The organism is Rhodococcus sp. (in: high G+C Gram-positive bacteria) (assembly GCF_049286785.1).
Taxonomy (GTDB): Bacteria; Actinomycetota; Actinomycetes; order Mycobacteriales; family Mycobacteriaceae; genus Rhodococcus_F.
Genome location: NZ_JBAQEO010000312.1, coordinates 1 through 11,008 on the forward strand (window position 1 = coordinate 1; position 11,008 = coordinate 11,008).

General features: G+C 66.1%; 11 protein-coding genes and 2 tRNA genes. 4 read left to right on the forward strand and 9 right to left on the reverse strand.

The genetic code is table 11. The features are described from left to right. Window positions 1-3 precede the first annotated feature (3 nt). Both WAW17_RS11910 and WAW17_RS11915 read right to left on the reverse strand, forming a co-directional pair. Window positions 4-77: transfer RNA gene (locus WAW17_RS11910), tRNA-Ile, on the reverse strand. 144 nt (window positions 78-221) lie between these two features. Continuing rightward, window positions 222-294, reverse strand: a tRNA-Asn gene (locus WAW17_RS11915). 138 nt (window positions 295-432) lie between these two features. Between WAW17_RS11915 and WAW17_RS11920 the strand changes: the two genes are divergently transcribed. Further along, window positions 433-684: a hypothetical protein gene (locus WAW17_RS11920; protein WP_422333185.1), complete on the forward strand. Its 252-nt coding sequence runs from the start codon at window positions 433-435 to the stop codon at window positions 682-684. Between the two features lies 1 nt (window position 685). Here the strand turns inward: WAW17_RS11920 and dnaG are convergent, their stop codons facing one another. From dnaG to WAW17_RS11935, 3 genes are all read right to left on the reverse strand, one after another. After that, window positions 686-2,620: a DNA primase gene (dnaG, locus tag WAW17_RS11925; protein ID WP_422333186.1), complete on the reverse strand. Its 1,935-nt coding sequence runs from the start codon at window positions 2,618-2,620 to the stop codon at window positions 686-688. A gap of 143 nt (window positions 2,621-2,763) precedes the next feature. Next, a complete protein-coding gene (locus WAW17_RS11930; protein ID WP_422333187.1) occupies window positions 2,764-4,062 on the reverse strand; it encodes a deoxyguanosinetriphosphate triphosphohydrolase in 1,299 nt (432 codons plus the stop codon). Window positions 4,063-4,069: 7 nt separating this feature from the next. After that, window positions 4,070-4,762, reverse strand: coding sequence for a YdcF family protein (locus WAW17_RS11935; protein WP_422333188.1), 693 nt, complete (start codon window positions 4,760-4,762; stop codon window positions 4,070-4,072). Window positions 4,763-4,831: 69 nt separating this feature from the next. Between WAW17_RS11935 and WAW17_RS11940 the strand changes: the two genes are divergently transcribed. Then, window positions 4,832-6,898 carry a TPM domain-containing protein gene (locus WAW17_RS11940; RefSeq protein WP_422333189.1) on the forward strand — a complete coding sequence of 689 codons (2,067 nt, stop codon included), beginning with the start codon at window positions 4,832-4,834 and terminating at the stop codon, window positions 6,896-6,898. Window positions 6,899-6,954: 56 nt separating this feature from the next. Here WAW17_RS11940 and WAW17_RS11945 read toward each other — a convergent pair whose 3' ends face one another. Next, on the reverse strand, window positions 6,955-8,346 hold the full coding sequence (locus WAW17_RS11945; protein ID WP_422333190.1) for a glycine--tRNA ligase: 1,392 nt from the start codon (window positions 8,344-8,346) through the stop codon (window positions 6,955-6,957). 198 nt (window positions 8,347-8,544) lie between these two features. On the opposite strand from WAW17_RS11945, the gene WAW17_RS11950 reads away from it, so the two are divergent. Both WAW17_RS11950 and WAW17_RS11955 read left to right on the forward strand, forming a co-directional pair. Further along, window positions 8,545-8,889, forward strand: coding sequence for an ArsR/SmtB family transcription factor (locus WAW17_RS11950; protein WP_422333191.1), 345 nt, complete (start codon window positions 8,545-8,547; stop codon window positions 8,887-8,889). A gap of 5 nt (window positions 8,890-8,894) precedes the next feature. Continuing rightward, a complete protein-coding gene (locus WAW17_RS11955; RefSeq protein WP_422333192.1) occupies window positions 8,895-9,320 on the forward strand; it encodes a Fur family transcriptional regulator in 426 nt (141 codons plus the stop codon). A 23-nt stretch (window positions 9,321-9,343) separates the two neighbouring features. Here WAW17_RS11955 and WAW17_RS11960 read toward each other — a convergent pair whose 3' ends face one another. The 3 genes from WAW17_RS11960 to recO all read right to left on the reverse strand — a co-directional run. Next, window positions 9,344-9,745, reverse strand: coding sequence for a hypothetical protein (locus WAW17_RS11960; RefSeq protein WP_422333193.1), 402 nt, complete (start codon window positions 9,743-9,745; stop codon window positions 9,344-9,346). After that, a complete protein-coding gene (locus WAW17_RS11965; protein WP_422333194.1) occupies window positions 9,742-10,545 on the reverse strand; it encodes an isoprenyl transferase in 804 nt (267 codons plus the stop codon). The genes WAW17_RS11960 and WAW17_RS11965 overlap by 4 nt, the downstream gene beginning before the upstream one ends. Beyond that, the coding region (recO, locus tag WAW17_RS11970) for a DNA repair protein RecO (RefSeq protein ID WP_422333195.1) at window positions 10,511-11,008 on the reverse strand (498 nt) is incomplete at its 5' end. The genes recO and WAW17_RS11965, both read right to left, overlap by 35 nt.

Below are 11,008 nucleotides of genomic sequence, written 5' to 3' on the forward strand. Positions count from 1 at the left end.
AAGTGGGGCGGGCGGGGCTCGAACCCGCGACCAATGGATTATGAGTCCACGGCTCTAACCGACTGAGCTACCGCCCCCGGGCCGCGACGTGCTCACTGCGGCGTGCCGAATGCTACCTCCCGTTGCTGGTGACGGAGTAGCCGGGGAGGCTGATGTGACAGCACGACGCAGCGCAACGAGAAGAGCCCGTCAACGGGATTCGCTGACGGGCTCTTCTGCTGCTCCCCCGGCTGGACTCGAACCAGCAACCGTCCGATTAACAGTCGGAAGCTCTGCCAATTGAGCTACAGGGGATTATTCTGCAGTGCTTCGCCGTTCCCGGCGATGCCTGAGAAACTGTAGCGCATTGCCCTACCCGAGTACCAAATCGGCTGTTCGTCGCCGCATCAGGCAGGATGGGTCAACCAACATGTACGCCGGGAGGAAGCGGGAATGATGCGGTTGTTGATCGGTATCGTGGCTGGATACGTGCTGGGAACGCGGGCGGGACGTGCACGCTACGAGCAGATCAGCCGGGCAACCAGGGCTGTCGCCACGAGTCCGGCCACCAAGAAGGTGTTGCAGGTCTCACGGCAGAAGCTGTCCGATTCGTTGAACACGCAGCCCAAGCTCGAACCGATGACACCGATCGACGAGGACACGACCATTCTCGTTCCCCAGGATCAGCTGAAGAAGCGGAAGTAGGTCAGCCGGCCATTCCGTCGCGGTTGGTGTCACCGATGGCCTGATCGAGCAGGCTGCGGCGGTACTGCTCGAGCGCCACGAGGTCGCCGAGCAGGGAGTGGAACTCGTCCGACTCCGTGGCCGGTGAGATTCGCTGCAGTTTGGACTTCAGCTCCGCCACCTGCTCACCCACCCACACTTCCTGCAGGCGTGCGAGTACACCGGCGATATATCGCGGGACGGTGTCCTCCTCGGCGGGCAGCGGCTCCACCGCGAGTTCCGAGATCAGCGACGCCACAGTGATGTCGTTCACACCCCGGGTGACCACGTCGACCCATTCGGCGCCGCCGAGACCGGCGCTGGTGCCCCCGGACGCGATCATCGATTCACGGATCGCCACGTACGCCGGGTGTGTGAAGGTTTCGACCGGCAGCGAGTCGAACACTGTGCCGGCGATGGCCGGGTACTGCAGGGCGGCCTTGAGGGCATCCCGCTGCGTCCAGAGCGTCGGATCGTTGGGCCGGGGACGCTGAATCCCGACGGGCAGCTGTGGGGCGTCCCCGACGCCATCCCGCACGGCCTGTCGGCGAGGCGGCGCCGGCATCGAGCCACGGGTCGATGCACGCTTGCGTGCTTCGGTGTTGACCCGCTCCCGGATGTACGGGATGTTGTTCCAGCCCACCCAGCCGTCGAGCTGCGTGGCATAGCTGTCACGCAGCGTCTTCTCCTTGATCTGTGCAACCACCGGCACGGTCTGGCGCAGCGCCTCGGCTCGGCCGTCGGGTGTGTCCATGTCGATCTCGGCGAGGATCGACTTGATGACGAATTCGAACAGCGGGGTACGCCGGGCCACAAGATCACGGACGGCGGCATCACCGGACTTCTGGCGTAATTCGCAGGGATCCATCCCCTCCGGTGCGATCGCGACGAAGGTCTGGCCCGCCACCTTCTGGTCGCCCTGGAAGGCCTTCATGGCCGCCGCCTGTCCGGCCGCGTCACCGTCGAAGGTGTAGATGATCTCGCCGCGATGGAAACTGTCATCCATCATCAGCCGTCGCAGCATCGCGAGGTGGTCCTCACCGAAGGCGGTGCCGCACGCCGCGACGGCGGTCTTCACGCCCGCGACGTGCATGGCCATGACGTCCGTGTACCCCTCGACGACCACCGCCTGATGCCCCTTGGCGATCTCCCGCTTGGCCAGATCGACACCGAACAGCACCTGAGATTTTTTGTACAGCATGGTTTCCGGGGTGTTGACGTACTTGCCCGGCATGGTGTCGTCATCGAACAGTTTGCGGGCGCCGAACCCGATGACATCGCCGGACAGGTTCCGGATCGGCCACAACAACCGGCGGTGGAAGCGGTCGATGTGCCCACGGCGGCCCGCCTTCGAAAGGCCGGCAGCCTCGAGTTCCTTGACGTCGAAACCCTTGGCCAGCAGATGTTTCGTGAGCACGTCCCAGCCGTCCGGCGCGTATCCGCAGCCGAACTGCTGCGCCACCTGGACGTCGAAATTGCGTTCTGTCAGATAGTCGCGGGCAGCCTGGGCGTCGGGCTCGCGCAACCTCGCGGCGTAGAACTCCTGCGCCGCCGCGTTGGCCGCCACGAGCCGGGCGCGGGTTCCGCGGTCCCGTTGGACGGAGGTTCCGCCGCCCTCGTACGAGATGGAGTAGTTGAGCCGGTCCGCGAGCTGTTCGACAGCCTCGACGAAACTGATGTGATCCATCTTCTGGAGGAACGAGTAGACGTCGCCGCCCTCGCCGCACCCGAAGCAGTGATAGTGCCCGTGGTTGGGCCGGACGTGGAACGACGGCGACTTCTCGTCATGGAAGGGACACAGCCCCTTCATGGAGTCACCACCGGCGCGTTTGAGGGAGACGTACTCCCCCACGATGTCCTCGATCCGCGTGCGCTCGCGAATGGCCGCAATGTCTCGATCGGGGATTCTGCCAGCCACGGCAGACAGTCTATGCGCTCGTCCGTGCGCGGATCCGTCGCCTCGAATTCAGCAGTTCGACGGCGCGGGAATCCCGGCGAAACGGTCCCCGAGGTACGACAACGCAGGGCGCGTACCGCGGCCCAGCGGGTTGCCGTCCCCGGCTATCCCCAGCTGGCCTGGGCTCCGAGGCTTGCCTTGTCGACACGTTCGAGCCGACTCTCGGTGTAGGACGCGATCTGGTCGACGATCACCCGCATCCTGGCGGCATCATCGCCCGCCCTGTGCCACGCCGGCACCAGGATCGGGTCGAGACCAGCGGGGGCGGTGACGAGGAGCCACTCGGCGACCCGGTGCACGCGGTCGCGCTGGCGCTCCTGCCGGGCCTTGTGCCCGGCATCCGACATGACGAAGTTCAATGCGAAGGTCTTGAGCAGTGCCACCTCGGCCCCCACCACCGCCGGGATCACCAGATCCGCGTCGTACCGTGCGAGCGGTTTCTCTCCGTGGACGTCGCGGGTCCCGATGATCGCGGCGGTCGCGAACCGGCCCACGAGCTCGCTGGTGAGGTTCTTCAACGCAACCGAACTGGTGAGCGTGCCGTCGTAACTGCCCACCCGCAACACGACGGGCAGACGGCTCAGCCGCCGGGCCGCCTCCACGAGTTCCTCGACATCGAGTCCCGAGAATTCGGACGCACCGAATTCGGCGAGAGCTCGCTGATCTACCGGATCGGCCAGCGACCGCAGATCGATCCGCCCGTCGATCACACCGTCTTCGACGTCGTGCACCGAATAGGCCACGTCGTCGGCCCAGTCCATGACCTGCGCCTCGAGGCAGCGGCGACGATCCGGGGCGCCTGTACGCACCCACGCGAGCACCTCGGCGTCGTCGTCGTATGCCCCGAACTTGGCGCCCGGACAAGGCCTGGTCCACGGATACTTGATCGCCGCGTCGAGCGAGGCGCGTGTCAGGTTCAGTCCTGCACTGTTGCCGGCCTCGTCCAGCACCTTCGGTTCGAGACTCGTGAGGATCCGTAGGTTCTGCGCATTGCCCTCGAACCCACCGCAGCCCTCGGCCACCTCGTCCAGCGCCTTCTCGCCGTTGTGACCGTAAGGGGGATGACCGATGTCATGCGCGAGCCCCGCGAGATCGACCAGATCGGGATCGCAACCGAGTCCGTCCGCGATTCCCCGGCCTATCTGAGCCACCTCGATCGAGTGCGTCAGACGGGTCCGCGGAGTGTCACCGTCGCGCGGACCCACCACCTGGGTCTTGTCCGCGAGCCTGCGCAGCGCCGCCGAGTGCTGCACACGGGCACGGTCACGGGAGAAGGCGGACCGATGCTGGGCGGCAGCAACCTGGCTGCCGGGCAGACCCGCACTCTTGGGTGCCTCGGCAACCCGGCGCTCCACGTCGTGTGCGGAGTACTCACCGCCGGTGCGGTCCGAATGAACTGTCATCGAAGAATTATTGTCCCGCCGTATAAGGGAAGTCGGCCGAGAAGTGCGTGAGCTGGTACCAGATCAGCGCCCCGGTCTCCCGCGCAATGCCGTGCAGCTGGGATTCGCGGGTGAACACCGCAGGTCCCTGCCGGGTGGGCGCCGTCCAGGCGTCGAGTCCGGCGTCCTGAGCCATCGTCCGCGTTCGCAGTGAATGCCACGGGTCGCTGACGAGTACCGCGGAATCGATACCCGTATCCCCCATCGCCTCGCTGACGGCCTCGATACTGAGCAGGGTGTCGGAACCCTCCTCGACGGCGGTGACGGCCTCGGCCGGCACACCACGCGAGACCAAGTAGTTCTTGCCGGAGGCCGCCTCCGTGTATTCGTCGCCCTCCTGCTTTCCGCCGACGGTGATGACCTCGGGTGCCACGCCGCTCTCGTACAGCTTGTAGGCCTGCTCGAGACGCGCCTCGAAAACGGACGACGGGGTACCCGAGTACTGCGCGGCCCCAAGGACCACGATGGCGTCAGCGGCGGAAGTGTCATCGACCCGTGCCACCTGCCACACCCGCACAGCGGTGCCTCCCACCAAGACCAGCCCGACCAGAAGCGTTCCGACCAGGACTCGCCGCGTCCACCGGGCCAGTGTGCCGGCGAATCCCAGGCGCGCAGGACGGCGCGGCAGGTCCTCGCGTTCACGGCTCGGTGCGACATTCACTCCCTGATTCTGCCAGTTGCCGACGAACTGCCCCGGTGAGGACTCGCCACACCGGTTAGATTTGCTGTCATGCCACTTGCACCGGGCCTCGCGCCGGCTACCTCGTCGTCCCCGCGGCCGCACATTCCGAGGGCTCTGCACGTCGCTGAACTGGGCGCCCTCACCGCGATCCTCGTGTTGATGACGCTCCTGCTCGGACCGTCCGTCGCGGCGGCGGACGCCCCGTTTCGTCTTCCCGGTCAGATCACCGACGACGTCGGGGTGCTGGGTGATCAGACGAGTGAGGTCGAGGCGGCCATCGATCAGCTCTACGACGAGCACAAGCTGCGGCTGTGGGTGGTCTACGTCGCAGACTTCAACGGTCTCGCGGGCGGATCCTGGGCAGATCAGACAGCCAATTTGTCGGCTCTCGGTGATCGCGACGTTCTACTCGCCGTCGCGACCATCGACCGCGAATACTCCCTCAACTCGTCTCCGGCGCTGACCGAGATCACCTCCGGCGAACTCGAATCCATTCGCGTCGACGTCGTGGAACCTGCTCTGCGCGAGGACGACTGGGCCGGAGCCGCGATCGCCGCGGCGGGCGGTCTCGGTGATGCCATCAGTGCAAGCGGCGGCATGTCGGTGCGGACACTCCTCATCGGCGGCGGAGTCGTCGTCGTGGGTGCCGGTGGCGTCGTTCTCTATTCCCGGAAGAAGAAGCGCGAACGCACCGCGGCGGGAGTGGAGGCCGCGAGAAGCATCGACCCCGCCGACACCGCCGCCCTGGCGGCACTGCCGTTACCCACTCTCGACGAGCGAGCGAAGGAAGTCCTCGTCGAGACCGACAACGCTCTGCGCACCAGCGAGGAGGAGCTGGAACTGGCCAGGGGTGAATTCGGTGAAGAGTCCACCGCATCCTTCACCGCGGCGTTCGAGAAGGCCCGGTCCGCACTCGCCGCCGCGTTCACCATCCGTCAACGCCTCGACGACGCAATCCCCGAAACTCCCCAGCAAGAGCGAGAGATGCTCATCGAGATCATCTCCTCCTGCGGTCGCGCCGACCAGGAACTCAACGAACGCGTCCAGGAATTCGACGGTCTCCGGGATCTCCTCATCAACGCACCCGCCCGCCTGGATGCACTGACGCAGGACATCGTGGCCGTGACCGTGCGCATTCCCGAATCTGCGCAGACGCTCACCGCGCTGCAGAGCGAATTTCCGCCGGAGGCACTCGCGGCGATCGCGCACAACGTGCAGATGGCCGAAGAACGCCTGAAGTTCGCGGAACAGGCCGTCGCCGAGGGGCGGAAGGCGATCGCCCTGCCTGTCGGCAAACAGGGTCCGGCCGTGTCGGCGATCAGAGCTGCCGAAGGCGCGATCGGGCAGGCGCGTTCGTTGCTCGACGGAATCGACCATGCTGCCGAGAACATTCGCCATGCCATCGCCACACTCCCCGCCGCTATCGCGGATCTGGAGGCAGGCATCAACGCTGCACCCCAGTTCGCCAGGCAGGGCGGCCGGAAACTGGAGTCGGCACGTACTGCCGCCGAGAAAGCACTTGCCGCCGCCCGCGCACAAAAGGACACCGATCCCCTCGGCAGTTTCTCCCGCATCGTGGGTGCCGACGCCGAGCTCGACGCCGTCCTCGCGCAGGCTCGAGAATCCCGTCAGCAGGCCGAACGGGCGCAGCAGCGGCTCGATCAGGACCTCACCGCAGCGCAGTCGCAGCTGACTGCGGCCTCGGACTTCATCACCACCCGCCGGGGCGCGGTCGGGGCGGAGGCCCGCACCCGTCTGACGGAAGCGCAGCGTCACCTCGCGGCCGCGCAGCAGCTTCGCACCACCGACGTTCCGCAGGCACTCGAGCACGCCCGAGCCGCCTCCACCCTTGCAGCCGAGGCGCTGCGGCTCGCGCAGAGCGATGTGAACCGGTGGGAATCGAATCAGAGACCACGGTCGGGCGGAGGTGGCAATATGGCCGGCGCCGTCCTGGGCGGAATCCTGATCGACAGCATCCTGCGTGGCGGCTTCGGCGGTGGCGGCAACTGGGGAAGCCGGGGCGGCGGTGGCGGGTTCGGCGGCGGCTTCGGCGGACCGGGATCGTTCCGGGGCCCCAGCAGTTCCGGCCGGATCAGTGGCGGCGGCAGGTTCTAGAAGAACAGTGAGCGGTTGAGGCGTCCACCGGACCCCTCAACCGCTCATGAGTACTACTAGGAGCCGATCAGCCGCTGAGCCAGGTAGCCCTCGACCTGGTCGAGCGCGACACGATCCTGCGCCATCGAATCCCGCTCACGCACGGTGACCGCATGGTCCTCGAGAGTCTCGAAGTCGACGGTGATGCAGAACGGCGTACCGATCTCGTCCTGGCGACGGTAGCGCCGTCCGATGGCGCCGGCGTCGTCGAACTCGACGTTCCAGTGCTGCCGCAGGGTTGCGGCGAGATCCTTGGCTTTCGGCGTGAGGTCCGCGTTGCGCGACAACGGCAGCACCGCGGCCTTGACGGGAGCGAGACGACGGTCCAGGCGCAGCACGGTGCGCTTGTCGACGCCGCCCTTCGCATTGGGCGCCTCGTCCTCGGTGTAGGCGTCGACGAGGAACGCCATCAGTGAACGGGTGAGTCCGGCTGCCGGCTCGATGACGTACGGCGTGTAGCGCTCGCCGGTCGCCTGGTCGTAGTAGTTGAGTTCGGTGCCCGAGTGCTCGGAGTGCGTGGACAGGTCGAAGTCGGTGCGGTTGGCGACGCCCTCGAGCTCACCCCACTCGCTCCCCTGGAAGTGGAAGCGGTACTCGATGTCCACCGTGCGCTTGGAGTAGTGCGACAGCTTCTCCTGCGCGTGCTCGTAGAGACGCAGGTTGTCCTTGTTGATTCCGAGCCCGGTGTACCAGTCCATGCGGTAGTCGATCCAATACTGGTGCCACTCTTCGTCTTCACCCGGCTTGACGAAGAACTCCATCTCCATCTGCTCGAACTCGCGGGTGCGGAAGATGAAGTTGCCGGGGGTGATCTCGTTGCGGAAGCTCTTACCGATCTGGCCGATGCCGAACGGCGGCTTCTTGCGCGACGTGGTGAGCACGTTCGCGAAGTTCACGAAGATGCCCTGCGCCGTCTCGGGACGCAGGTAGTGCATGCCCTCTTCACTCTCGACCGGGCCGAGATACGTCTTGAGCATCATGTTGAAGTCGCGGGGTTCGGTCCACCGGCCGACGGTGCCGCAGTCGGGGCAGGAGAGCACATCCATCGCCACGTCGTCCGGGTTGTCGAGGCCCTTCTTCTCCGCGTACGCCTCCTGCAGATGGTCCTGGCGGTGACGCTTGTGACAGTTGAGACATTCGACGAGCGGATCGTTGAACACGCCGACGTGTCCGGACGCCACCCACACCTCGCGCGGCAGGATCACCGACGAGTCGAGGCCCACCACGTCCTCGCGGCTGGTGACCATGTTCCGCCACCACTGCTTCTTGATGTTCTCCTTGAGTTCCACACCCAGGGGGCCGTAATCCCAGGCCGACTTCGTGCCGCCGTAGATCTCACCGCACGGGTAGACCAGGCCACGACGCTTGGCAAGATTGACGACGGTTTCGACTTTGGACTTCGGTGCCACTCGAGTGCTCTCCATCTGGGTAATAGATGCATGGTTCACGTGCGCTTTTCGGGTTCAAGCCTATCTGGCCGATTCCCGTTCGTTCACTCACCCGGTTGACATGCGTATTCGTGCATATCAAAATGGAATCGATTTGCAATAAGCTGCCCCGAGGGCCGTTCACCCGCTCACCGTCCGGCACACCGAAGGAGACCCGCTGTGAGTGTCACCGAAACCGGGGAGCTCCATCCCTTCGACACCCCTCCGCCGGTTCCCGTGCCGTCCAAGGAGACGTTGGCTGCCGCCGGTGACATCCTTCGCGCCCTCGCCGCCCCGGTGCGGATCGCGATAGTCCTTCAGCTCCACGAATCCGAGCGCTGCGTCCACGAACTCGTAGGTGCGCTCGGAGTCACTCAACCGCTCATCAGCCAGCATCTTCGCGTGCTCAAGGCAGCGGGAGTCGTCCGCGGCGAACGCACCGGACGCGAGGTTCTCTACCGCCTGGTGGACGACCACCTCGCCCACATCGTCGTGGACGCCGTCGCGCACGCCGAGGAAGGATAGAACTCTTGACGCAGAACACCGGTCACCGCAGGCCCGCCACCATCGGGGTGCGTGCGACCAAGCAGCGCAGCGCGATCTCCGCCCTCCTCGACGACATCGAGGAATTCCGGTCCGCGCAGGAACTGCACGACGAACTCCGCAAGCGGGGCGAAGGTATCGGGCTCACCACCGTCTACCGCACGTTGCAGACATTGGCCGACGCCGGGACGGTCGACGTTCTGCGCACCGACAACGGCGAATCCGTGTACCGGCGCTGCTCGTCCGGACACCACCATCATCTCGTCTGCCGCACCTGCGGCTACACCGTCGAAGTCGAGGGCGTCGCGGTCGAACAATGGTCACAGTCCATCGCCGAGGCCAACGGTTTCTCCGACGTCAGCCACACCATCGAAATCTTCGGCAACTGCCGGGACTGCGCCGAGACAGCGTGACGGGCCTCGGCGAACGCCGAGGATCAAGGCAGCAGACCCTGCCGGGCAGTGTCCGCCCCGGACAACGCCAGGACCAGCATCGTGGTCAGCGCCTCGTCCTCGAGTCCGGCCGCCGGGAACGTGTACCGCAGAATGACATCCGCCAGTCGCCCGTGGGCGAATACGGCGATGGAGCCGAATTGGAGGTCTTTGTTCCGGTCTGCCACCTTCTTGTGCAGGGCGGAACTGACCGGACGGTCCCAGGCGAGGACACATGTCATCGAGAGCACGTCGAGGCCGTCGGTCAAGGTCATCGCACTGAGCGAACACAACGCACCTGCGTACTCGAAGCTCAGCGATCCGTCCTTCGCCCGGGACACGGACGCGAAGTGCTCGAGCGCCTTCTCGGCGCGCGCCAGCAGTGCCGGTGCTCCATCGACGCTCACTTCACCCCTCCGAACCTGCGGTCGCGGGACGCGTATTCGATGCAGGCTGCCCACAGGTCGCGGCGGTCGAAGTCGGGGAACAACTTCTCCTGGTACACCATCTCGGCGTAGGCGGACTGCCAGATGAGGAAGTTGGACGTCCGCTGCTCCCCGGACGGGCGGAGAAACAGATCGACATCCGGCATGTCCGGCTCGTCGAGGTACCGGACCACGGTCGCTTCGGTGATCTTCTCCGGGTCGAGCTGTCCGGCTGCCACCCGCCGGCCGATCTCCTTCGCCGCGTCCGCGATCTCCGCGCGACCGCCGTAGTTGACGCACATGGTCAGGTTCATGACCGTGTTGTGCTTCGTCAACTCCTCGGCGATCTCGAGTTCCTTGATGACGCTGCGCCACAACCTGGGACGGCGTCCCGCCCACCGCACACGCACACCCATCTCATGCATCTCGTCGCGGCGACGCCGGATCACGTCGCGGTTGAACCCCATCAGGAAGCGGACCTCGTCGGGGCTGCGCTTCCAGTTCTCGGTGGAGAAGGCGTACGCCGACAACCATTCGACACCCATCTCGATGCACCCGCAGACTGCGTCCATCAACACGGCCTCACCGCGTTCGTGGCCCGCGGTACGAGGCAGACCCCGCTCCTGCGCCCAGCGGCCGTTGCCGTCCATCACCAGTGCGATGTGCCTCGGTACGAGTTCGGGCTGCAGGCCGGGCGGGCGGGCACCCGAGGGATGCGGGTCCGGTGGGCGGATCTGGCGTTCGGAGCTATGCGGAACTCGAGGTTCGCGTCGTCGAATCACGGTCCCCATCCTGCCTGACGGCATCCTCCGCATTCACCGCCCCGTGCGGACGGGCACGTTCGATCAGCGGAAGGGTGCGCAGCTGCCGCTCCAGGTGCCACTGCACATGCGCCGCGACGAGACCACTGGCCTGACTGCGCAGCGCACCGGACGTGTTTTCCGTACTCTCCCAGTCGCCGCGGAACAGCGCATTCATCAGATCGAGAACCCCGGGTGACGGGGTCGCCGCGCCGGGAGGCCGGCAGTGCACACACACCGCTCCCCCGGCCGACACATGGAATGCCCGGTGCGGGCCGGGCGCACTGCACCGGGCGCATTCGTCGAGAGCGGGCGCCCAACCCGCGAACCCCATGGCACGCAGCAGAAAGGCGTCCAGGATCAGCTCACACGGGCGGTCGTGCTCCGCGACCGCCCGCAGCGCTCCGACCGTGAGGCCATGCAGCCGGGCCGCCGGGGCCCGTTC

What these genes read in the sequence shown, in the direction of transcription:
- WAW17_RS11920 (WP_422333185.1), top strand. Translation starts at nt 433, where the DNA reads ATGATGCGGTTGTTGATCGGTATCGTGGCTGGATACGTGCTGGGAACG.
- WAW17_RS11930 (WP_422333187.1), bottom strand. Translation starts at nt 4,062, where the DNA reads ATGACAGTTCATTCGGACCGCACCGGCGGTGAGTACTCCGCACACGAC.
- WAW17_RS11940 (WP_422333189.1), top strand. Translation starts at nt 4,832, where the DNA reads ATGCCACTTGCACCGGGCCTCGCGCCGGCTACCTCGTCGTCCCCGCGG.